Source organism: Neisseria musculi (genome assembly GCF_014297595.2).
GTDB lineage: Bacteria > Pseudomonadota > Gammaproteobacteria > Burkholderiales > Neisseriaceae > Neisseria > Neisseria musculi.
This window is the reverse complement of sequence record NZ_CP060414.2, coordinates 1,628,934-1,651,384: the sequence shown is the minus strand read 5'-3', so window position 1 is coordinate 1,651,384 and position 22,451 is coordinate 1,628,934. Positions and strand designations below refer to the sequence as shown.

The 22,451-nt window shown below is 54.9% G+C and carries 22 protein-coding genes and 1 pseudogene; 12 read left to right on the top strand and 11 right to left on the bottom strand.

What is annotated here, in order from left to right; translation table 11 throughout:
• Positions 1 to 28: 28 nt before the first annotated feature.
• The 6 genes from H7A79_RS08585 to H7A79_RS08560 all read right to left on the bottom strand — a co-directional run bounded on the left by H7A79_RS08585 (position 29) and on the right by H7A79_RS08560 (position 5,052).
• Positions 29 to 730 (bottom strand): thiol:disulfide interchange protein DsbA/DsbL, encoded by a 702-nt coding sequence (locus H7A79_RS08585; protein ID WP_186999956.1) that lies wholly within the window; start codon positions 728 to 730, stop codon positions 29 to 31.
• A gap of 19 nt (positions 731 to 749) precedes the next feature.
• A complete protein-coding gene (locus H7A79_RS08580; protein ID WP_186999955.1) occupies positions 750 to 1,580 on the bottom strand; it encodes an SPOR domain-containing protein in 831 nt (276 codons plus the stop codon).
• A 103-nt stretch (positions 1,581 to 1,683) separates the two neighbouring features.
• On the bottom strand, positions 1,684 to 3,174 hold the full coding sequence (locus H7A79_RS08575; protein ID WP_135036235.1) for a YifB family Mg chelatase-like AAA ATPase: 1,491 nt from the start codon (positions 3,172 to 3,174) through the stop codon (positions 1,684 to 1,686).
• Between the two features lie 26 nt (positions 3,175 to 3,200).
• Complete coding sequence (locus H7A79_RS08570) at positions 3,201 to 3,476, bottom strand: accessory factor UbiK family protein (RefSeq protein ID WP_186999954.1); 276 nt, start codon at positions 3,474 to 3,476, stop codon at positions 3,201 to 3,203.
• A 322-nt stretch (positions 3,477 to 3,798) separates the two neighbouring features.
• Entirely contained in the window at positions 3,799 to 4,236 is a 438-nt protein-coding gene (locus tag H7A79_RS08565; protein WP_187001671.1) for a hypothetical protein, read from the bottom strand.
• A gap of 15 nt (positions 4,237 to 4,251) precedes the next feature.
• Complete coding sequence (locus H7A79_RS08560) at positions 4,252 to 5,052, bottom strand: NUDIX domain-containing protein (RefSeq protein ID WP_135036244.1); 801 nt, start codon at positions 5,050 to 5,052, stop codon at positions 4,252 to 4,254.
• A gap of 630 nt (positions 5,053 to 5,682) precedes the next feature.
• On the opposite strand from H7A79_RS08560, the gene H7A79_RS08555 reads away from it, so the two are divergent.
• Positions 5,683 to 6,333, top strand: a complete 651-nt coding sequence (locus H7A79_RS08555; protein WP_186999953.1) for a hypothetical protein — start codon at positions 5,683 to 5,685, stop codon at positions 6,331 to 6,333.
• 284 nt (positions 6,334 to 6,617) lie between these two features.
• On the opposite strand, the gene H7A79_RS08550 is transcribed toward H7A79_RS08555, so the two are convergent.
• A complete protein-coding gene (locus H7A79_RS08550) occupies positions 6,618 to 8,666 on the bottom strand; it encodes a M3 family metallopeptidase (protein ID WP_186999952.1) in 2,049 nt (682 codons plus the stop codon).
• Positions 8,667 to 8,952: 286 nt separating this feature from the next.
• On the opposite strand from H7A79_RS08550, the gene H7A79_RS08545 reads away from it, so the two are divergent.
• Together H7A79_RS08545 and xth are read left to right on the top strand one after the other, a co-directional pair.
• Positions 8,953 to 9,273, top strand: a complete 321-nt coding sequence (locus tag H7A79_RS08545) for an ArsR/SmtB family transcription factor (RefSeq protein ID WP_228068210.1) — start codon at positions 8,953 to 8,955, stop codon at positions 9,271 to 9,273.
• A gap of 123 nt (positions 9,274 to 9,396) precedes the next feature.
• Positions 9,397 to 10,167 (top strand): exodeoxyribonuclease III, encoded by a 771-nt coding sequence (gene xth, locus H7A79_RS08540; protein WP_135036255.1) that lies wholly within the window; start codon positions 9,397 to 9,399, stop codon positions 10,165 to 10,167.
• Positions 10,168 to 10,639: 472 nt separating this feature from the next.
• On the opposite strand, the gene H7A79_RS08535 is transcribed toward xth, so the two are convergent.
• Together H7A79_RS08535 and trkA are read right to left on the bottom strand one after the other, a co-directional pair.
• A complete protein-coding gene (locus H7A79_RS08535; RefSeq protein ID WP_186999951.1) occupies positions 10,640 to 10,876 on the bottom strand; it encodes a hypothetical protein in 237 nt (78 codons plus the stop codon).
• 51 nt (positions 10,877 to 10,927) lie between these two features.
• The gene (gene trkA, locus H7A79_RS08530; protein ID WP_135036261.1) at positions 10,928 to 12,322 is read right to left on the bottom strand and encodes a Trk system potassium transporter TrkA; all 1,395 of its coding nucleotides are present in this window, start codon (positions 12,320 to 12,322) and stop codon (positions 10,928 to 10,930) included.
• Positions 12,323 to 12,705: 383 nt separating this feature from the next.
• Here trkA and H7A79_RS08525 point away from each other — a divergent pair, with 383 nt between their 5' ends.
• A complete protein-coding gene (locus H7A79_RS08525) occupies positions 12,706 to 14,091 on the top strand; it encodes a GntP family permease (RefSeq protein ID WP_186999950.1) in 1,386 nt (461 codons plus the stop codon).
• A 542-nt stretch (positions 14,092 to 14,633) separates the two neighbouring features.
• Here the strand turns inward: H7A79_RS08525 and H7A79_RS08520 are convergent.
• Positions 14,634 to 15,284, bottom strand: coding sequence for an IS1595 family transposase (locus H7A79_RS08520; RefSeq protein WP_186999949.1), 651 nt, complete (start codon positions 15,282 to 15,284; stop codon positions 14,634 to 14,636).
• 559 nt (positions 15,285 to 15,843) lie between these two features.
• Between H7A79_RS08520 and H7A79_RS08515 the strand changes: the two genes are divergently transcribed.
• Positions 15,844 to 16,398: a gluconokinase gene (locus H7A79_RS08515; protein WP_186999948.1), complete on the top strand. Its 555-nt coding sequence runs from the start codon at positions 15,844 to 15,846 to the stop codon at positions 16,396 to 16,398.
• A 218-nt stretch (positions 16,399 to 16,616) separates the two neighbouring features.
• On the opposite strand, the gene H7A79_RS08510 is transcribed toward H7A79_RS08515, so the two are convergent.
• Entirely contained in the window at positions 16,617 to 16,775 is a 159-nt protein-coding gene (locus H7A79_RS08510) for a hypothetical protein (RefSeq protein ID WP_186999947.1), read from the bottom strand.
• 207 nt (positions 16,776 to 16,982) lie between these two features.
• On the opposite strand from H7A79_RS08510, the gene H7A79_RS08505 reads away from it, so the two are divergent.
• The 7 genes and pseudogenes from H7A79_RS08505 to H7A79_RS08475 all read left to right on the top strand — a co-directional run bounded on the left by H7A79_RS08505 (position 16,983) and on the right by H7A79_RS08475 (position 22,450).
• The gene (locus H7A79_RS08505; protein ID WP_377057751.1) at positions 16,983 to 17,594 is read left to right on the top strand and encodes a phosphoribosylanthranilate isomerase; all 612 of its coding nucleotides are present in this window, start codon (positions 16,983 to 16,985) and stop codon (positions 17,592 to 17,594) included.
• Positions 17,595 to 17,604: 10 nt separating this feature from the next.
• On the top strand, positions 17,605 to 18,807 hold the full coding sequence (gene trpB, locus H7A79_RS08500) for a tryptophan synthase subunit beta (RefSeq protein WP_186999945.1): 1,203 nt from the start codon (positions 17,605 to 17,607) through the stop codon (positions 18,805 to 18,807).
• Between the two features lie 56 nt (positions 18,808 to 18,863).
• Complete coding sequence (grxB, locus tag H7A79_RS08495; protein ID WP_186999944.1) at positions 18,864 to 19,514, top strand: glutaredoxin 2; 651 nt, start codon at positions 18,864 to 18,866, stop codon at positions 19,512 to 19,514.
• Between the two features lie 99 nt (positions 19,515 to 19,613).
• Positions 19,614 to 20,717, top strand: a pseudogene (locus tag H7A79_RS08490) (DUF1176 domain-containing protein).
• An 89-nt stretch (positions 20,718 to 20,806) separates the two neighbouring features.
• Positions 20,807 to 20,941: a hypothetical protein gene (locus H7A79_RS08485; protein ID WP_281384882.1), complete on the top strand. Its 135-nt coding sequence runs from the start codon at positions 20,807 to 20,809 to the stop codon at positions 20,939 to 20,941.
• 89 nt (positions 20,942 to 21,030) lie between these two features.
• Positions 21,031 to 21,603, top strand: a complete 573-nt coding sequence (locus H7A79_RS08480; protein WP_186999941.1) for an HI_0983 family protein — start codon at positions 21,031 to 21,033, stop codon at positions 21,601 to 21,603.
• 718 nt (positions 21,604 to 22,321) lie between these two features.
• Entirely contained in the window at positions 22,322 to 22,450 is a 129-nt protein-coding gene (locus H7A79_RS08475) for a hypothetical protein (protein ID WP_255518820.1), read from the top strand.
• The last annotated feature ends 1 nt before the right edge of the window (position 22,451 follow it).

Genomic DNA, 22,451 nt, shown 5'->3' with positions numbered 1-22,451 from the left:
GCTGAGTCTGCCTGCTTGCTGCTTATGCTTATTTGTTGGCAGACTTGGCAATCGATGCCCCTTTGCTTTTCAGCGGGGGGACAGCTTTTTGTGTTGCAGGGGCTTTCATTTTGCGCTCTCCACGCACTTTTACCACCAAATCATCAATGGTTTTCATGCCCGACTGCCAATCGCCGGTGAATTTCACCTGGTATTTGCCGCCCACGATCACGGTGGGTGTGCCGCTGATTTGGTAGGTGTTGGTCAGCTCTTCCATTTTTTTGGCTTGGGCAGGGTTGCCGAAAGAATCATATGCGGCAATCAGTTTGTTGCCGTCAAAGCTTTTCTGAGCCGCCGCCCATTGCTTGAAAGTGGCGGTGTCTGCCAGATTGATTTTCTGCTCGTAAACGGCTTTGAATACTTCGGGGTTGGCTTGGTATTTTAACTCCGAGCTGTTTACCGCTGCCGCCACACGTGCCAAGCCCAGCATTTCAGGCTGCCAAACAACGTGTTCGGTGCGCAGATAGGTGTCGGCAGGGAAAGTTTTGGCGTGTTTCAGCAGCACCGGGTCGAGATGGTGGCAGTGTACGCAGAAATAGCCGAAAAATTCCAACACTTCGATTTTGTCGGCCTGAAGCTGGGGAATCGGTTTGGGCAGAACGGTGTAGTCGGTGCCTTCGGTTGCCGCATGGGCATGGGCGGCCAAGCCGAATGCTGCGGCTGCGGCCATTAAAATACTTTTCAATTTCATGGGTTATCCTTTTTGCATCTTATTTGACGGAGCGGGCGAAACTGTCGATACCGTTGCGCTTGAGGGTTTGTTGGACACGGTGGGCGGCATCGCTGCCCATGCGGCCGCTTTGTACGCGGTAAACGGTTTTGCCGTTGGCCTCGCCCTCTACCACGCCGGACGATATGCCCATCATGGCCAGTTTGGCGCGGTGGGCTTCGGCACTCTCGCGGTTGTTGAACGAGCCCATTTGCAGCACGGTGCGGCCGCCCCCGTCGCCGGCAGGCTGCTGTTTGCCGCTATCGGCTTTTTTGGTACTTTCTTGTGCCGGCATTTCTTTTTTAGCCGCTTCGGCACGGGCGTTTTCACGCGCTTTTTCGATGCTGCCGCTGTTTAAAATTTGTTCGGGCGTGGGTTGAGCCGCTTTTTTGCGCTCTTCTTGTTTGGGTTCTTCTTTTGTTTTTGCCGGCTGCTCTTTTTTCGCTTCGGGCTTTTTCACGATCGGTTTTTGTTCGGGCTTGGGTTTGACCGTGGTTTGTGGCGGCGGGGCGGTGGGTGTGTCGGACGCAGCAGGCTCGGGAGCGGTGCCGGTTATCGGTTCGGAAACTGCCTGCTGTTCTTCGGTAGGGCCGTCTGAAACATCGGAAGCTGTATCGGCGGGAGGGGCAGGGGGCGGCGCGGATGCGGCGGAGCCGCTGCTGTTCGGGGTGAGAATTTCGGGTTGGGGCAGGTCTTTCCGTGTTTCTTCTTTGAATGCTTCTTTATTGCTTTTGTTCAAAAAGAACAAAACACCGGCAATCACTGCGGTTGCCAGCAACAAGCCCAACATAAAGCCCGAAAGGCCTTTGCCATATTGTTTTTTAGCGTTCATAAACATACCTGTGAATCTTGTTTTATCCGGTGCCGTCTGAAAGCCGCCGCTACGGTTTTGAAACGGCGGATTTTAGCAACAACTTATGCTTTAAGCAAAAACCTTACAAAGCACGACGAAAACTTACTGCGCGTAACACATGGGCGCGGCCGACACTTTTATCGCCGTTCAGATCGGCCAGCGTGCGCGCCACGCGCATGATGCGGTGGTAGCTGCGGGCGGAAAGCGAGAGTTTTTCGAGCAGGCTGCCCAGTGCTTCGTGCGCTTCTTTAGAGACCGCGGCTGTTTCGTCCAGTTCCGTAACACTCAGAGCCGCATTGATTTTGCCCTGCCGCGCATACTGCCTTTCGCGTGCAGCCCGTACGCGCGCCGACACTTCGGCGCTGCTTTCGCCGGCTTGCTGCTGCATCAGCTCGGCGGCAGAAAGTGCGGGCACTTCGATGGTCAGATCGATGCGGTCGAGCAGCGGGCCGGATATTTTGCCCCTGTAGCGGGCGATGCTTTCGGGTGTGCAGCGGCAGGGTTTGGCGGGATGGCCGAGATAGCCGCAGGGGCAGGGGTTCATGGCGGCTACCAATTGGAATTTGGCCGGATAAACGGCTTTGTGCATCGCGCGGGAAATGTGGATTTCGCCGCTTTCCAGCGGTTCGCGCAACACTTCCAGTACTTTGCGGTCAAACTCGGGCAGCTCGTCAAAAAACAAAACGCCGTTGTGGGCCAGCGAGATTTCGCCGGGGCCGGAGCTTCCGCCTACCACTGCCACGGGGCTGGAAGTATGATGGGGCGACTGGAACGGACGGCTGTGGTGTAATTCCTGCCGGTGGTTGGGCAGCAGCGAGCGCAGCGCCCATACTTCGATGAGTTCGTTGTCGGTTAGGGGCGGCAGAATGGAGGGCAGGCGTTGGGCGAGCATGGATTTTCCCGTGCCGGGCGGCCCCATCATCAGCAGGCTGTGGCCGCCGGCGGCGGCAATTTCCAAGGCCAGGCGGGCGGTGTGCTGGCCTTTCACGTCTTTCAAATCGGGCAGGCTGCGGTTTTCAGACGGCCTCTGCCCGATACCGGTTCGGGTTTGTGCCAACGGTTCAACGGCATTCAGATGTGCCGCCACCTGCCCCAAACTGCCGGCGCCGTAAACCGTGATACCGTTGATGATGGCGGCCTGTTCGGCATTTTGCTGCGGCAGAATAAAGGCGCGGCCGGCTTTCATGCCCTGCCAGGCCATTGCCAGCGCACCCCGCACGGGGCGCAGCGTGCCCGATAAGGCCAGCTCGCCTGCAAATTCGTATTGCGCCAGTTTGTCGGCCATCATCTGCCCCGAGGCGGCCAGTATGCCCAGGGCAATCGGCAGGTCGAAGCGGCCGGATTCTTTGGGCAGGTCGGCGGGGGCGAGGTTGACGGTGATTTTTTTGGCGGGAAATTCAAAGCCGCTCTGGATAATGGCCGCGCGCACGCGGTCGCGGCTTTCTTTGACTTCGGTGTCGGGCAGGCCGACAATATTAAACGCAGGCAGGCCGTTGGCAAGATGGGCTTCCACCTCCACCAACGGCGCATTCATGCCGCTTAAGGCGCGGCTGTAAACAAGGGCTAACGACATGGGGCGGTTTTCGGTTTCAGACGGCCTTATTCGGTTTGCCCGGATGCTTCGGCAGTGTTTTGCGGTTCGGCGTCGCTGCTTTCGAGTTTCGCCAGGCGTGCTTCGAGTTCGGCCAGTTTGGTGCGGGTTTTAATCAGCACCTGCTGTTGGATGTCGAACTCTTCGCGGGTAACCAAATCCATGCGGTTAAACGCGCTGCCCAGCAGGGCTTTCACATTTTTTTCAACATCTTTGGCGGGGCTGTTGGCGATGGTTTCGCCCACTTTGGCCGACAATTCTTCAAATATTCTTTTGCCGATCATTTTGCTGTTCCTTAATTTATAGGGTTTGGGGCATTGTATAGCGAATCAGGCCGTCTGAAAATATGCGTTTGCCCAAAGGCCGTTGTGTGGTGTGGAAAATCCCGGCGTGGCTTGCACTTCCCGTTTTTTGTGCGCAGACCGTTTGGGGATTGGGGGAGTTGTCAAAAAATGCCGCCAACGCCGTTTTCCCGGCCTTGATTGCCGCCGGCATGTGAATCCGGCGTGCCGGCGGGGAGCATCGGAAAACATTTGCCGGGTTGCAGAAGCCGGTTGCTGCCGGCACAGAAATAACGGCGGCAGGGTTTTCAGACGGCCTTAACTTTCACTCGGCGGTAAAGCCCACTTGGAACACCTCGCCGCCGATATGGATGTCGGCCAGATAATCACGGCGGTTCTGCACGCACACGGGCAGACGGATTTGCGGTGCCGCCCACGAGCCGTCAGGCCGGCGCAGCAGTTTGTAGCGGTTGAAGCCCATGTCCATACCGCGCATCGAAAAACTCACAAACACTTCGGCCGTTTGCGCCGGCACGTTGTGCAGGGTGATGTCGAACGGCGCTTTGGCGGCCACTTTGCTGCTGAATTTCACTTGCGCTCCGTTGGGCAGCGTGCAGCCCGCGTGTACGTTGCAGGCAGATTCGGCAACGGAGGTAACGGCGGGCTGGCGGCTCTGCCACCACAGCAGTGCCGCTATTTTTACGGCGGCAAACGCCAACAGCAATATGCCCGCCCAAACGGCTTGTTTTCGATTGAGTTTCAACATTTTCAGACGGCCTCACACATATTCGGTTTCATCATCGGCAATCACGGCATGGGCGCCGCCCGCCAGCCAGCGGCTGCGGTATGTTGCGGCAAGTTTCGGCTCGGCCAGCACCACCAAAGGCAGTGCCACACCGCTGTCGAGCATTCCGCACACCGCTTCGGCGGCTTCGCGGTTTTGCACCTGCCACACTGCCACATCGGCATCCTGCACCAGCGGCCATTGTTCTGCTTTGTCAATCACCACCCATACGCTTTGTGCGGCGGGCATTTTTCCCCGCGCGCGCAGTTCGGGTTCGCCGATTAACACATTGGCGTGTTGCGGTTCGGCCAGCGCAAACGGCACCACGCGGTAGCCGCCCATAGCGTTTTCGCCGTAAAAGCCGGTTTTCAGACGGCCGGCAAGCTGTGTCGGCACGGCAAGGGCGGCCAACAAATCACCGTTGGCAGGCAGCATGGGCGATACGGTAAAGCCGCCGGGCCGCTGCCACGACCACTGCTGCCCCTCGCGTGCCTGGATATTGCCCGACCAACTCTCGGCCTCCACCCGCCAGAAGCGCAGATACACCCGTGCGTGTTCGTAATCGTGGATTTTCGTCAGCCACGGCCTTGCGGTTTCGATGCGGATGCCCAGCTCTTCTTCAAATTCGCGCTGCAGGGCGGCCAACTCGCTTTCGCCCGCTTCGACCTTGCCGCCGGCAAATTCCCAATAGCCCGCATAAGGCTTGCCTTCGGGGCGCGAGCTGAGCAGGCAGCGTCCCTGCTTGTCCAGCACGATGCCGGCTACTACGCGGATGAAAGGGCGGGAAGTGTTCATTGCGGCACCGTAAAAAATAACGACAAGGCCGAAATATACCGAAACGGCGGCGTGCCGTCATGGGTTTCAGAGCATAAAGACACCGGCAAGGCCGTCTGAAACGGTTTTTCAGACGGCCTGGAGGGTAAACAAGGCCGTTGCCCGCTCTTGGGCGGGTTAAAAAAAGCATGGTCGAAAGTTGGTTTATCGTTATGTGCAGGCAGGCGGCAATCCGCCCCTCGGTGTTTTCAAACGGTGCCGCTTTTAAAACCATCACGGCATGGGTTTTGTGCCGGCATGGCCTGAGATTCCGCCGCACGGCATGTGTGTTTATCGGGTTGGCAGCAGTCTGTTTCGAGCCTGCCCGGCTGCCGTGTAACGGGCTTGCAAAGCCGGTGCGGTATTGGATGTCTTTTTGCAAAGACGCCGGCTCCCATACCCGGGTGTTGATAAAAGCCGTTTTAAAACCACACTGCCTGTTATGTTTGGATTTGCTTCGGGCAACTGTGGTTTTTAGGTGGCAGCACAGATGTTAAAGCCAAGCCCGGATATGACCGGGCAGCCATGTTTTCAAGCCCTTCCGGATTTTGCCGGGAGGTGGCCGGCCAATCTGCTATATAATGACGTTTTCAAGCCGTTTTATCCGATTTTATGCGTTCATGCTTCAAACTGCCGCTGTTGGTTTTAGGTTTCGGCACACTGCTGCTCAGTGCCTGTGGTTCGGGCGAGGCCGCAGCGGCGGCGGTCGTGCCGCCTGCTGCTGCCGTTTCGGCAGAAACGCCCGCAAGTTACCGCAGCGGCAGTCTGCTGGAGGATGCTGCCGCTTTGCAGGCGGCGCAAGATGCGCTGGAGGGTCTGCCGCCTTTTCGCGGCAGGGCGGTTAATGTGTTTGGCAATATCGATTTTTTCGGCGGTGTGCGCCCGCGCATCGAAGCGGATATCCAAAACCCGAATCGTCTGGAACGAATCGACCACTATGTTTACGATCACGGCCGCTGGCGTTACACCGACACTATGCGCATTCCGCCCGAAGGTTTGGATATTCCCCAAAAACTCACTCCGCTTTCTCAGGTGAAGTTTGCCGATGCGGCAGGCGTGGCAGAAGCATGGGCGCAAAAGGCGCGCTCGGTCAATGCCGTGATTACCGAACCGTATTTTGTTTCGTATGTGCTGCTGGGCAAAGAGCGCAAACGTTTTTGGCACACTGCGGTCATCGAAGCCGTGGGCGAACAGTATTATTTGAGTTTTCATGCCGGCGGCTCGGTGTGGGAGTTTAAAAGGCTGGGGCGGGAAGGACAGTGATAGAAGGGTATTGATTTAAGCGTTCAGGCCGTCTGAAAGGCTTTTCAGACGGCCTGAACTTTATAAAATCTTTGTAGGTTTTTAAAACATTTCCGCCATGCTCGGGCTTGATCCGATCATCTGTTTGTTTTAGAAGAAAAAGAGATACTCGGGTCAAGCCCGAGTATGACGAAATACAAATAATTCAGGACTAAAACGGCTTTTTTGCAAAGGTCTCAGGCCGTCTGAAAGGCTTTTCAGACGGCCTGACAGCTTATCGATACGGCAGAATTGCCAAAACCGCCTTATGCCGCTTCCACATCGAAACCGCTGTGGCGCAGCAGCGCATCGATTTGCGGTTCGCGGCCGCGGAAGGCTTTAAACGACTCCATTGCGCTGCGCGAGCCGCCCACGGCGAGAATTTCCATCCAGAAGCGTTTGCCGGTGGCTTTGATGTCGCCGCTTTCTTCAAAGGCGGCATAGGCATCGGCCGACAACACTTCCGCCCAAGCATAGCTGTAATAGCCTGCCGCATAGCCGCCGGCGAAGATGTGGCCGAAACTCAGGGCGAAACGGTTGTAGGCGGGCGGCTGCACCACGGCCACTTCTTTGCGCACGCTTTCCAAAACCTGAGGCCATTCTTTCAGACGGCCGGGGTCGCTTTGGCTGTAAACCAGCATATCGAAAAGGGCAAATTCCATCTGCCGCACTAAAAACATACCGCGCTGGAAGTTTTTCGCCGCCACCATTTTGTCGAACAGCCCGCGCGGCAGGGCGGCACCGTTGTCTTCGTGCGCCGACATATCTGCCAATACATTGTATTCCCAGGCAAAGTTTTCCATAAACTGGCTGGGCAGCTCCACTGCATCCCATTCCACACCGTTGATGCCGGAAACGCCCAGTTCATCTACCTGGGTGAGCAAATGGTGCAGGCCGTGGCCGGTTTCGTGGAACAAGGTGGTGATTTCATCGTGGCTCAGGCGCGATTCCCTGCCGCCTACGGGCGGGGTGAAGTTGCACACCAGATAGGCAACGGGGGTTTGCGTTTGGCCGATGCGGCTGCCCGACACGAAACGGCGGCGGCCGCGGTAGTCGTTCATCCATGCGCCGCCGCGTTTGCCTTCGCGGGCGTATAGATCCATATACACGCCGCCGATAATCGAGCCGCCTTTTTCCAGCTCGAAATAGCGCACGTCGGGGTGCCACACCGACACGGTTTTTTCGATGAAGTTCACGCCGTAGAGACGGTTGATTTGGGCAAACAGCCCGGCGAGCACTTTGCCGGCGGGAAAATATTTTTTCACTTCGGTTTCGCTGAAGGCGTATTTGGCTTCGCGCAGTTTTTCGCCGATGTAGGCCAAATCCCACGGTTGCGGGTCGGCGATACCGAGGTTGCTGCGCGCAAAGGCCTGCATTTCGGCCAAATCTTTTTCGGCAAACGGTTTGGCGCGTGCGGCCAAACCGCGCAGAAAGTCGAGAACCTGCTCGGGCGTGTCGGCCATTTTGGTAAACAGCGACAGTTGGGCGAAATTCTCGAAACCCAGCAGCCGTGCTTCCTGCAGGGCGATTTCCAAACGGCGGCCGATATTGGCGGTGTTGTCGAATCTGCCCTCATCGCTTAATTCGCTGGCGCGGGTAACATAGGCGCGGTAAATCTGTTCGCGCAGGCTGCGGTTGCCGGCATACTGCATCACGGCGGTGTAGTGCGGCATTTGAAGGCCGATTTTATAGCCCGTTCTGCCTTCGGCTTCTGCGGCGGCGGCAAACATGGCCAGAGCGTCTTCGGTGAGGCCGGCCAATTGGCTGTTGTCGTCAAAATACAGGGCAAACGCATCGGTGGCATCGAGCACGTTTTGCGAAAATTTTGCGGCCAGTTGCGCGCTTTCGGTTTGCAGGGCGGCAAATTCGGCCTGTTGTTCGGGCGGCAGTTCGGCACCGCTGAGCACGAAATCGCGCAAGTCGTGGTTGAGTTTGGTTTGGCGGGCGGCATCGAGTCTGGAGAATTCCGGCGAGTTTTTGATGGCTTTGAAACGCTCGTAAAGCTCGATATCTTGGCCGATTTCGGTGAAAAACACGGTAACTTCGGGCATCATTTCATTATATACGGCGCGCAGTTCGGGTGTGTCGGCCACCGAGTTCAAATGCGCCACCACGCCCCAAATGCGGCCGACACGTTCGGTGATGTCGGTTAGGCGCTCTACCGTGTTTTCCCAGGTGGCGCCGCTTCGGGCTTTAATGGCGGCAATTTCGGCGCGGGCTTCGCTCATGGCGGTTTCGAGAGCGGGGCGGATATCGCCGGTTTGGATTTCGTGGTAGCGCGGCTCATCGGCCAGATTCAGTAATACGTTGCTCATCGGGTTCCTCTTAAAAAATACGGGTGGGTTCAGACGGCCTTATATGGCGGCAAGGCTGCCATATTAAAGCCTTTTGGGCGGCGGGGGGATAAATTAAGCCGAACGGCCCGATTAGAAATCATCACAATTTTAAAAAATATTGCTTAAAAACGATAACGATATGTTTTATTAGAGTGTGGTTTTCAAGGCATTCTGCGGCATTTGTGCCGTAAGTCTGCCTTATCGTTCAATGTGCCGCGAAGAGTTGTTATAGAATAAATATTTGGTGTTTATTACGGTTATCACTATGAATGCTGTTACCCTCGAGATGAAGCGCACCGCAGTTTTGCTCAAGTTGATGGGCAACCCCGAGCGGCTGGCGATTATGGTACTGCTGAAAGAGAGCGAGCGCAGCATAGGCGAGCTGGCGGGGCTGTTGGCATTGCAGCCGACTGTGGTGTCGAAACACTTAACCAGGCTGCGTGCCGAAGGCGTGGTCGATTACACGCGCTATTACCGTGTGCTGCAATACCGGCTGGTGTCGCAGCAGGCGGCGGCGGTTTTGGATACCCTGCTTTCGCTTGGCGCCAAACCGAAAAATCCTGCCGGACATTCCGTGCAGGAATAATCGGTTTGCACGCAGGCCGTCTGAAAAAACGGCCGGCCGCAGCGGGCTGCGTTTTGGCCGGGCCGTGCAGGGAAAAGCAGAGTGTGGCACAATCGGCGGCTTCAATATCGACCGAGGCTGTTTATGAAGATTGCGACTTGGAATGTAAATTCTCTCAACGTGCGCCTGCCGCAGGTGCAAAACTGGCTGCAGCAACACCAACCCGATGTGCTGGTGTTGCAGGAATTGAAGCTCGATCAAGACAAATACCCCGCCGCCGTTTTTCAGATGGCCGGCCTGCACACCGTGTGGAGCGGCCAGAAAACCTATAACGGCGTGGCCGTTATCAGCAAGGCTGAGCCGCAAGACGTGCATACCGGCCTGCCCGCGCTGCCTGACGACCCGCAGCGGCGCGTGATTGCCGCCACCATTAACGGCGTGCGCGTGATTAATGTTTACTGTGTAAACGGCGAAGCGCCCGACAGCCCCAAGTTTGAATACAAACGGCAATGGTTTGCCGCGCTGGCCGAATTTGTGCGCGGCGAAATAGGGCGTTACGGAAAAGTGGTGCTGCTGGGCGATTTCAATATCGCGCCCGCCGATGCCGACTGCTACGACCCCGAAAAGTGGCATGAAAAAATCCACTGCACCAGCATCGAGCGTTTGTGGTTCCGCAACCTGCTCGATTTGGGGCTGACTGACAGCCTGCGCCATCTCTACCCCGAGGGCGCACACTACACCTGGTGGGATTACCGCGGCGCGATGTTCCAACGCAGGCAGGGTTTGCGCATCGACCATATTTTGGTTACGGCCGCGTTGCGCGATGCCCTGCAAACCGTGCAGGTGGATTTGGAAGCGCGCGGGCAGGAACGCCCAAGCGACCACGCGCCGGTGTGGGCGGAATTTGCGCTGTAGCGTTGGTGTTTATCATCAAAATATTATGAATTTTTCAGGATTCATTTCGGCCGTCTGAAAAATGTTTGCCGCCCGAAAACCATGCGGTTTTGCGGTGCTTTCCGGTATTACCTACCATCTTCAAAAACCTAAAATGGGCTTTTGGGAAAAATAAGTTTTTGGGAAAAATAAAAAGCGTAAACAACGCCCGATTTTCTACGCTTCAGGCCGTCTGAAAAGTCTGCATGGGCAGGTGTTTTCAGACGGCCTGAGATATTGGAAAAGGCCGGGTGGTTTACATTTTCTGAACCAGGCAGCTTGTGTTTTTGCCGGAAACGGGAGCTTGGCGGTTTCGGTATAGGCTTGCCGCACCGGGTCGCGGAAAAACTTCAATAAAACCATACGGCTTTGCTGCGCCTTTCGGCGTTGCCGCAACCGTTAAAAAAAACGGGAGTTCGGGCAGAAAACGGAAAGTGTAAACAAAGCCGGTTTTCTACGCTTCAGGCCGTCTGAAAAGTCTGCATGGGCAGGTGTTTTCAGACGGCCTGAGGCTTTTATCCAATCTGCAAAATATCACAAGAGATGATTTGCCGCATTCCCGCCTGCGCGGGAGTGCGGGTGTTTGTTTCAAGCGTTTGTTTGACCGGCGCGTCAATATTTTCATGTGGATTTCCGCCTGCGGGGAATGGTGGCATTGGATTTTTTCAGACGGCCTGAAGGTGTTTTGCAAAGGCACCGGCCTGTGCACGGTGTATCCGGATGATTGTGCAACCGGCGCAAGCTAGCCGAAAAAGCCCATTTTCACGGCAATCAGTTTTTCCAGCTCGCGCAATATGCGCCGGCGGGATACGAAGAAAATGATATGGTCGCCCTCGGCCATTACCGCGTCTTCTTTGTGGCCCATCACCACTTCATCGCCGCGCACGAGGGCGGCAAAGTGGCAGCCCGGCGGCCACTTGATTTCCGACACGCGGCGGCCGACCAGCGCGGAGGTTTGTTTGTCGCCGTGCACCACCACTTCGATGGCTTCGGCTTTGCCGCGCCGCAGGGGATGTACGGCCGCCACATCGCCTTTGCGGATATGGGCGAGTATCGAGCCGATGGTAACTAGGTGCGGCGACACCACAATGTCGATTTTGTTGCCCTCGAGCAGATCCACATAACTTGAGCGGTTCACGATGGCAATCACGCGCTTGGCGCCGAGATTTTTGGCCAGCAGGCCGGCCATGATGTTGTTTTCGTCATCGTTGGTGAGGGCGCAGAAAACATCGATTTCATCGATATATTCCTGCTCGAGCAGGGTTTCATCGGTGGCCGAGCCGTGCAGCACAAGGGTGCGGTCGAGGTGTTCGGCCAGCCATTCGGCACGGTTTTTGCTGTATTCGATGATTTTGATGTCCATGCTGCTTTCGAGCTGTTTGGCCAGGCGGTAGCCGATGTTGCCGCCGCCGGCAATCATGATGCGGCGGTTGCGCTGTTCGTTGGGGCGCAGCTCGCGCATCATGATTTTGACGTTTTCGGTGCCGGCCACGAAAAACACTTCGTCGCCTTCGATAATCACGGTTTGTGCGGAAGGCACAATCAGGCGGTTGTTGCGGTAGATGGCGCAAATCTGGCAATCCACGCCTTCGGGAAGGTGTTGGTTGATTTGGGCGATTTCTTTATCGACTAGCAGGCCGCCTTTGCGCGCCTGCACCACAACCATACGGGCTTTGTCGCCGGCAAAGCGCAGCACCTGCAATGCGCTGGTGTAGCTGAGCAGGCCGGTGAGCCGTTCGGTAACCAGTTCTTCGGGGCTGATTGACTCGGTGATGCTGAAGATATCGAGGCTGTTGAGCGTTTCTTCGGTTTGGTAGTCGAGATAATCGGTGGAGCGCACGCGGGCGATACGGCCGGGAATGTTGAACACCTCGGCGGCGATTTTGCAGGCCACGATATTGGTTTCATCGCTACGGGTGAGTGCCAGCAGCAGATCGGCGTCTTCCGCGCCCGCGCGCTTGAGCATAAACGGTGAGGCGCCGTTGCCCAGCAGGGTTTGCACATCGAGTTTGCTGCCGATGTTTTGCAGCGCGGTTTCGCTTGTATCGATGATGGTTACATCGTTTTCGGGCAGCGAGGCCAGCTCTTGGGCAACGGTGGAGCCTACCTGGCCGCTGCCGAGTATCAGTATTTTCACATTGTTCTGCCGTGTTTTCGGTGGGAGCGTATTTTAGCCCAAAGGCAGTCTGAAAGCATGGGCGGCTCTGCAAAAACGGTTTCAGACGGCCTGCCGTTTGGCATTGTGCATCATTTTGCAGCACAGCAGGCGGGGCAGTTTTATTTTTGATGCGCGGCGGCAGGGCGTGCGGGCAACGGGCGCCGGCTCTGTTTCTGCCGGGCGGATTCAAAAAAGTCGTTTGCAGGCCGAAGCGCGGCAATGCGCTAACGGAATGGCGGCAGATTTGCTGCAAATATGCAGACTGCCCGGCTTGATGTAAGTCATAGGCGGGGTGTTCGGCTGTATTTAGAATGACGGCAGATTCCACTATTTTTGTATTTGTATATGGAAAAGGGCTTGATATGGAAAACTGGACGCAAACGTTAAGCGCAGGCACGCTGCTGGGCATTGCGGCAGGCGCCATCCTGCTGATTTTGGTGTTGATTGTCAGATTCCGCATACACGCGCTGCTCACGCTGATGATTGCCAGCCTGTTTACCGCCATCGCCACAGGGCTGCCGATGGGCAGTATTGTGAACGATGTGTTGGTGAAAAACTTCGGCGGCACGCTGGGCAGCGTGGCGCTGTTGGTGGGCTTGGGTGCGATGCTCGGCAGGCTGGTGGAAACTTCGGGCGGGGCGCAGTCGCTGGCCGATGCGCTGATACGCACTTTCGGCGAAAAGCGCGCGCCGTTTGCGTTGGGTGTGGCATCGCTGATTTTCGGCTTTCCGATTTTCTTCGATGCGGGGCTGGTGGTGATGCTGCCGATTGTGTTTGCCACCGCGCGGCGTATGAAAGCCAATGTGTTGGCCTACGGCATGGCCTCCATCGGCGCGTTTTCGGTAATGCACGTTTTCCTGCCGCCGCATCCGGGCCCGATTGCCGCTTCTGAATTTTACGGCGCCAACATCGGCCATGTGCTGCTGCTCGGGCTGCCGCTGGCGGTGGTTACCTGGTATTTCAGCGGTTATCTGCTCGGCCAAGTGCTCGACCGCCGATTTGTCGTGCCGGTGCCCGATATCCTCAGCGGCGGCAGGCAGGACGATGATGCCCCCAAAGAGCCTGCCGGAGCCGGCACGGTTATCGGCATTATGTTCATCCCGATGTTGCTGATTTTTCTAAATACCGGTTTGGCCACGCTGGCGGCCGAAAAAGTGGTGAGTACCGATGAAGGCTGGGTGCAGGCTCTACGCATGATCGGTGCCACCCCCGTTGCGCTGTTGGTTTCGGTGTCGGCGGCCATGTTTGTGCTGGGAAGAAAACGCGGCGAGCGAGGCAGCGCGCTTGAAAAAACCGTTGACGGCGCGCTCGGCCCTGTTTGCTCGGTTATTTTGATTACCGGCGCAGGCGGTATGTTCGGCGGGGTGCTGCGCGCTTCGGGCATCGGTCAGGCATTGGCCGACAGCATGAGTCATTTGGGCATTCCCGTGCTGTTGGGCTGCTTTTTGGTGGCGTTGGCACTGCGCATCGCGCAAGGCTCGGCCACGGTGGCCTTAACCACCGCCGCCGCGCTGATGGCGCCCGCCGTTGCCGCCGCCGGCTACAGCGACTGGCAGCTTGCCTGTATTGTTTTGGCCACCGCCGCCGGTTCTGTGGGCGTGAGCCATTTCAACGATTCCGGTTTCTGGCTGGTCGGCCGCCTGCTCGACATGGACGTGCCCACCACGCTGAAAACTTGGACTGTCAACCAAACCCTGATTGCCGCCATCGGCTTCGCACTTTCAGCCCTTGCATTTGGCATTTTCTAGTGAATTAAAAATTATTTCTTTTGAATTTTGCTGAAGAAATACAGAAGATAGTCGCTAAATACGATTAAAAATATTGAATGACAGCCCAAAAGCAGCCAGATTCGCGTTTTATCCTGAGGGTAGGTATGCATGACATCATACCAAGCGGCAAAAGTCCATAATAACCCTAGCATGGCTGTCATTACGATAAGTGCCGCTGCCCATGTTTTTCTGCGGGTATAAGAGCGCATACCCAACCAAAAAAAGAAAAAAATCGCACTACACAGATAAATTATCATTAACATCCCCTACAAGAAAAATACAGTCATTCAGATTGGTTGCCGCTTATATATCCGCCCTGTCGTACTGAAATGGTATTTGGCCGGTAGCCGTCGCCTATACACCTACACCGCATTCCAAATTACGTGAATCAAATTACGACCGGCATAATATCCTGCTGGGTATTTCCATCATTATTTAAATACAAGCAGCATTCCAAATACTCGAATTTTCTTTTTAAGAAAGCAGAATCTAACCATTAACTTTGGGGCTGTCCTAGATAACTAGAACAAATCCTGCTTTACTAATTGTTTTAAAATAGAAATTTGAAATTTTATCTCACTGTTGTTAAAACGCCATTCACACTCTTTCAAATACAGTTCAAAATGCTCTTTGGGAATGCCGTTAAACTTGCGTAAATGGCGTTTTGCTTGGTTCCAAAAGTTCTCAATTCCGTTAATGTGATTTTGTCGCTCAGCAAAATGTGTGCTGTGATTGATCCGAAAATGTGAAAATTCGCTCACATCAAGAACGTCATAACTTTTGTAACAATCGGTATAAACAATGCTATCAGGCTTCACTTGCTCGCGGATAATTGGCAATAAAGTCGCAGTTTGTGTATTGGGTACGGCAACGGTGTAAACCTTACCATTACGCTTCAAAAGCCCGAATACAGCCACTTTGCCAGCCGCACCGCGACCACGTTTGCCTTTGCGTTGTCCGCCAAAATAGCTTTCATCAACTTCTACTTCACCATCAAGCATTTCCAGATGCGGGCTGTTGTGATAGATAAGTAAGCGCAAACGGTGGAAGTAATAGGCAGCGGTATTTTTATTGACGCTAACTAATTGCGCCGCTGTGCGAGCGGTAACACCTGTAACAAATAGTTCAATCAGTTTGTTTTGCTTGTACTGACTTAAACGACTTTTTCTCATAGGGATTATTCTAACCTGAAGTTAAATTTCCCTAGTTATCTAGTACAGCCCCTTAACTTTAATGGTTAGATTCGATAAGAATTATATTAACGACCAATGTTATATGGTACCCACTGTACCTGCGTATCCATTGATTGCCCCTGCTGCTGCGCCAAACGCTGTGCTACGCATGCCGGTAACCAACGTCCTAGCTCCTGAAACGGGGCTTAATGCCCCTCTCCTGCACCGGTAACAACTGCTGCTGCATGTGCCCATGGATTGTATTGTCCGCTTGCGGCTGTACTGGCCATATAGCCGAGATGCCCTCCGACAGCTCCCATACCTGCACCAGCGGCATTGGCCACCCAACCGCCTGATACTTGACTCAATTCGTTAGCATTTAATGTATGCATTTTATTAAACTCCTATCAGGTTTAAGTATCAACATAAACAAGAATATAACCACAACATAAATGGTAAATATCCTTAAAATGGGAGGATATCAACAATAAATTAGTTCAATTTTTATTCGAATAGATGTAAGAAGATTTCGTTGTGAATAAAATCAAGGAGCAATATCATGGATACCGTACATTTCGTGCTGATGGGCGTGTGCGGCTGCGGCAAAACCACCGCCGCCCTTACCCTGCAACAGCATTTCCAATGCCCTTATGCCGAGGGCGACGATTTCCACACGCAGGCAAACCGCGACAAAATGGGCGCGGGCATTGCGCTCACCGATCAAGACCGCTATCCGTGGCTGCGCAACCTGCGTGATTGGATGACCGCGCAGGCGCAGGCAGGCGAGCCCTACAGCATCGTTACCTGTTCGGCGCTCAAGCGCCACTACCGCGACATTCTGCGCGAAGCCGGGGGCAGGGTGGTGTTTGTCCACCTTTCCCCGCCGTATGAAGTGAATCTCGAGCGCATGAGGGCGCGCAAAGGGCATTATATGAAAGCCGGTATGCTCGATTCGCAAATGGCGGTTCTCGAAGAGTTGGGTGAAGACGAAGCCGGCGTGCGCATCGGCAGCGCGGGCGGCGCAGAAGAAGTGCAGGCCGAAATCACGGCTTGGGTTAAAGCACAAGGTTTCGAGCCCATAGCCCGCCCAAATCAACACCGTCCTGCCCGTTGATCAGGCAGCATAAATATACTGCGGTCTATGGTTTCAAACAGGCTGGGTATGGTCAGGCCGTCTGAAACCGATAAAACAGATTGGGGAACGGTCAGGCCGTCTGAAACCCATTGCTTAAACTTGAAACAATTAATTAAGGTGGGGCGGCCGGGTAAGGAAAAGGCCGTCTGAAACCGAAAAAGTTTTCAGACGGCCTGAAACAGCCGGATAGGGCGGCGTTATTGCTGCGCGGCATCGGCAGCGCCGATATCGGCGGGCGCGCTTTCCTGAACTTGGGCAGCAGCATCAACGGCAGGCGTGTCGGCGGCGGACGAGCTGCACGCGGCGGCGGTTAGAGTGAGAGCGGCAGAGAGCAACAAAATTTTGATATGGTTCATAACGGTTTATCCTTTTAAATTTGAAAAAAACAGCATAGAGTTGCTGCATGGCTTTATCTTAAAATCCATAGGGTGCCGGTGGCAAAGGGCTTAACACGGTTTTGCCCGATTGAAACCATCACTGCAAAGGCCGTCTGAAATTTTGCAGATATTAGCGAACTATTGTATAAATTCCCAACCACTATTGAGAGTTTGCCGGAAAAGATGATGAAGCCCCGTATCAAAATCTGCGGTTTCACCCGCCCTGAAGACGCCGCCGCCGCCGCCGAGTTGGGCGTTGATGCGGTGGGGCTGGTGTTTTACGGAAAAAGCAGGCGCGCCGTGGGCATAGAAACGGCGCAGCGCATTGTGCGGGCGCTGCCGCCGTTTGTCGGCGTAGTGGCTTTGTTTGTCAATGAAGAAGCGGCGCGCATCGAAGAAATTCTCGCGCAGGTGCCGATAGACATGATTCAGTTTCACGGCGATGAAACGCCCGGATTCTGCCGCCGTTTTGCGCGCCCCTATATAAAGGCCGTGCGCGTGCAAAACACTGCCGGCATCATTGCGGCACGCGAAACTTATCCCGATGCCCGCGCCTTGCTGTTCGATGCCTACATCGAAGGCGAATACGGCGGCACCGGCTGCAGTTTCGATTGGCAGATGCTGCCGCCTGATCTCGGCGGCCATTGGATACTTTCAGGCGGCCTCACGCCTGAAAATGTGGCCGAAGCTGTTAGAATCACGGGCGCGCAAACGGTTGATGTGTCCAGCGGCGTAGAAAGCGCTGCGGGCATCAAATCTGTTGCCAAAATGGCGGAGTTTATCCGCCGCCTATCATAAAGGAATATTCATGCAGAACTATCAAGCCCCCGATTCACAAGGCTTTTTCGGCGAGCACGGAGGTGTGTTTGTTTCCGAAACCCTGATTCCCGCCCTGCAGGAGCTGGCGGCGGCTTATCAAGAAGCCAAAAACGACCCCGCTTTCTGGACGGCTTTCCGCAGCGATCTGAAACACTATGTCGGCCGCCCCAGCCCCGTTTACCACGCCGCACGCCTGTCTGAACAACTCGGCGGTGCGCAAATCTGGCTCAAGCGCGAAGATCTCAACCACACCGGCGCGCACAAAATCAACAACACCATCGGCCAAGCATTGCTGGCCAAACGCATGGGCAAAAAACGCGTGATTGCCGAAACCGGCGCCGGCCAGCACGGTGTAGCCACCGCCACCGTTGCCGCCCGCTTCGGCATGGAATGCCGTGTTTATATGGGGGCTGACGACATTATCCGCCAGGCGCCCAACGTGTTCCGCATGAAGCTGTTGGGTGCCAATGTGGTGGGCGTGGACAGCGGCAGCCGCACGCTCAAAGATGCCATGAACGAAGCCATGCGCGAATGGGTGGCGCGGGTGGACGACACTTTCTACATCATCGGCACCGCTGCCGGCCCAGCGCCTTATCCCGAAATGGTGCGCGATTTCCAATGCGTAATCGGCAACGAAGCCAAAGAGCAGATGCTCGAAGCCATCGGCCGCCAGCCCGATGCGGCAGTGGCCTGCGTGGGCGGCGGCTCCAACGCCATCGGCCTGTTTTACCCCTATATCGGCGAAGCGGGCGTGCGCCTGGTGGGGGTGGAGGCGGGCGGGCGCGGCATCGACACGCCCGACCATGCCGCACCGATTACCGGCAAAGCCCCTGCCGGCGTTTTGCACGGCTTCCGCAGTTACCTGATGCAGGACGAAAACGGCCAAGTGCTCGGCACGCATTCGGTTTCGGCCGGCTTGGATTACCCCGGCATCGGCCCCGAGCACAGCCATCTGGCCGACACCGGCCGCGTGGAATACACCGCCGCTAATGATGATGCCGCCTTGCAGGCCTTTGATTTGTTGTGCCGGTACGAAGGCATTATTCCCGCGCTCGAATCCAGCCATGCCCTTGCCTGGGCGGTGGAAAATGCGCCTGCCATGAGCAGAGACCAAGTGGTTCTGGTGAATCTTTCCGGCCGCGGCGACAAAGACATCAACACCGTTGCCAAACTCAAAGGCATTGAGTTATAAGGTTTTCAGACGGCCTTTGGGGATGTGGCCGCAAATAGAAAAATAGGAAAACTGCCGTGAAACTCTATATTTACGATCATTGCCCCTTCTGCGTGCGTGCCCGCATGATTTTCGGCCTGCGCGGCTTGGCGGCAGAAGAAATCGTGCTGGCAAACGATGACGAAGCCACCCCTGTCGGCATGATAGGTGCCAAGCAGGTGCCGATACTGCAAAAACCCGATGGCTCGTATATGGGTGAAAGCTTGGATATTGTGCGTTATGTTGATGGTTTGGCGGGGAAAGGCCGTCTGAAAGAAGAAATCCGCCCCCAAGTGCAGGCTTGGCTGGATAAGACGGGCTCCTATATCAACAAACTGGTGCAGCCGCGTATGGTGCAGATCGGGCTGCCCGAATTTGCCGCGCAGAGTGCGGTGGATTATTTCGTTCATAAAAAAGAAGCCGATATCGGCAGTTTTACCGGAAATCTGGCGAAAACCGGTGAATATCTGCACACCCTGCATACCGATTTGGCCGGTTTGGAGCGGCAGGTTGCGGGCAGGCACCATTTGAACGGCGCGGGTTTGGGCATGGAAGACATCCACGTTTTCCCGCTGCTGCGTAATTTAACGGTGGTGCGCGGGCTGGTGCTGCCGCCGGAATTGAGGGCTTATGCGGACAATATGGCCGCTGCCGCCGGGGTGCCGCTTTACACGGATAGGGCGGTGTAGGCAGGGTTACCCTATTTGCCTGCACGGAAAAATTTTTCAAATGAAAAGGATGGCAGCAGAGCCTGGCAAACGGGCACGGTGTCCGATGCGCAGGTTTTCATGTCGGCCGGTTTAATGTTTCTGCTGATGGGGGGATTGATATATGAAAAAACACTTACTGCTTGCTGTGATGACGGCTTTTCCGTCTCTTGCGCGTTGGCCGCTGATTTGGCGTACGCAGGAGATGATCACGGCAATTGGTTTACAGAAAAAGATTGGGAATCGGTTTGCGATAACGGCGGCACCTGCCGCGCGGCCGGGTATCAGTCGGACGAGAGCGACAACCCCGTTTCGGTTCTGTTTACCCGCAAAGCAGGGGCAGGCAGAGCGGCAGATGCGAAGCTCAGTATTGTTCCCGTTGGAGAAGGGACCGGCGGCATATTGTATGTAAACGGCAGGCCTTTGGGAAAATTTGATTTTTCGTTGAAAACCGGTATTGTGCGGCCGCTCTCGCCGAAGCAGGCCGATACCCTGCTGGCCGCTTTGCGCAATAAAAATGCCGCAGTTGTGTTTAAAGGGGCAGACGGCAATGTTTGGAACTTATCTCCTGAAGGCGCGCGGGAAACCCTGCTGAAAATGGACGAGCTGCAAGGGTGTTATGATGTGCCCGATGCCCCGATACAGCGCGGCTGCAACAGCCGCACTGCGGCAAAATCCCAACTGCCCGTTGTCCGCCCCGTTATCCCTGTGAAGCAAAAGCCGCGCAAAGGCAGCAGGGAATATGCCCTAATCGACAAAGCGGTCGGAAAATATTTTTCAAACAGCAACCCAAACGTCCCTTGTTCGGCAACAAATGAGCCTTATACGGTTTATCCGCTTTCCGAAAAACAGGTGCTGGTTGAAAGAAGCTGCTGGCAGGCGGCTTATAACGGTGCCAATTATTACGGCATTTTCAGCAGAGATTGAACAAAACTGATCACCCATATTCACAGCGTAGCAGGAGAAGGTTTTGAATTAAACGATTATGCCGCCCAATCGGGCACGCTTACCGGCTATATGAAAGGGCGCGGTATCGGCGATTGTTGGACCCGGGAAACCCACCGCTACAACGGGCAGACTTTCGAGCGCGTTTATTTTGCATATCACGGAATGTGCAAAGGCTTCCCCGGCGGCGCATGGGAAATGCCGTATTGTGTTACAGAAGTGGTAGAAACCTCAAAATAGCCATACCGGCAAATATCTTGTTTGCTCTTTAACCGTTGTTTTCAAACACAACATATTGGTTTCCATATGAACACCGCCGAGGGAAAGCCATGTCTGAAACAGCAAAAACCATTAACCCCTTTGTGCTGGTTCTTTTATTTGCCGCAGACTTGGCCGGCGCGGCAGAAAACCGCAGCTGTGTTGTGGAGGGCTATTTGAAGCTCAATCACAGCGCATACATGTAAAACGATGCAGGCCGTAAGATGGCGGAACACGCGTGAGGCCGTCTGAAAAACAGATGCCGATATTTTTTAACCAACGGAGGCAACCCGATATGAACAAATCCTTTTTTCTACTTGCAACCACATTGTTCGCGTTAAGCGGATGCCTGGGCGGGCACACAACCACCATCACTTTGCCCGAGCAAACGCAGGCACCTTCCGATATTCCCCGCCAAATCCAATACCGGGGCGAAACCTACCGCTTGCAAGGCCGCAACGAAACACAGGCCGAATATTACCGCGAGGGCGAACAAGGCTACCAATGGAAAAAACTGATAACCCTGCATAAGCAGACAGGCAAGGTAGCACTCGACACGTTTGCCGATGCCATGACACAGCAGCTCAAACATGAGCATGCCCGTTATGAAATCGTGCCGCAGAAAAACGCTTTGCAGGTTACGGTGGTATATCTGCCGAAAAAAAGGCACCCGCATTTTAAAGACCATGAAGTAAACCTTATGCATTACCGGCAAAGCCCGTGCGGCTTTACCGGCCTGCAATATGCCGAGCGGTACGCTGCCGGCAGCGATGCCGGCAAACTCCTTGCGGCAGGAAAGCGGGCGCAAACGCAGTTTCAAACCTATGCGGCAGACCTTCTTTCGCGCATAGACTGCCCCGTAAAATAAGCGTTTGACACAACGCCTGCCGAAGTGTTTTTACCGACACCCGACCAGCATTGCCCGCTGTCCGGGTGTTTTTTGATTTTTAAAAAATTTTTAAAACAACCCGCTGTTTCTGCAAAAGCAACTCTGAGGCCGTCTGAAAGAATGAAATACTGCCACTTTCGGGGTGGAAATCCGGGGGAATATTGAAGCATCGGTTAAAAACAAATAGAGACTTTTGCAAAATTCGTTCAGGCCGTCTGAAACGTTTGATTATCGCCATTAGCTTTGCAAGGCTTCAAATATTGAGATGCGCAACGTTTGGCTTCCTGCCCGCGCAGGAATAACGGCAGATGATTTCTTGTGGGTTTTTAGGATTTTGCAAAGCTCCCCCCGTGTGCGCCTGATAAAAAGCCTAGTATCCGGGCAAAGCAGACGGCGCGGGGGCATCGGAGAAACCGTTAGGCGGGAAAAACAGAGCTTCAGACGGCCGGGCGTGGCGGCAGGTTCGGCCAAATCTGCCGCAGCTGCATCAGGCCGTCTGAAACCCCTGATTGCCGTTATTGGCCCGGCAAGGCCGCTGTATCTCCGTGCAGGCGTAATCCCGCCGGTTTTTGAAGTATCTTTTTTTGAAGTATCTTTCAGACGGCCTGTCGGAATGTTCCGCCCACCGGCAGAAAAAGGGTTGAAACCGTTGGAAAAGGCAGGGTTGTTTATATTTTAAAAGTATACCGAACGGATTTTGTTTGCCCGAAACGGTGGTTTCGCGATTGTCGGGCATCAAGAGCTGCACAGCCCGGCAGTGTCTTTGGGTATGCTTAACAACCATCAAATCCCCAAACGGGCATTCAGGCAGAAACCCAAAGTGTAAA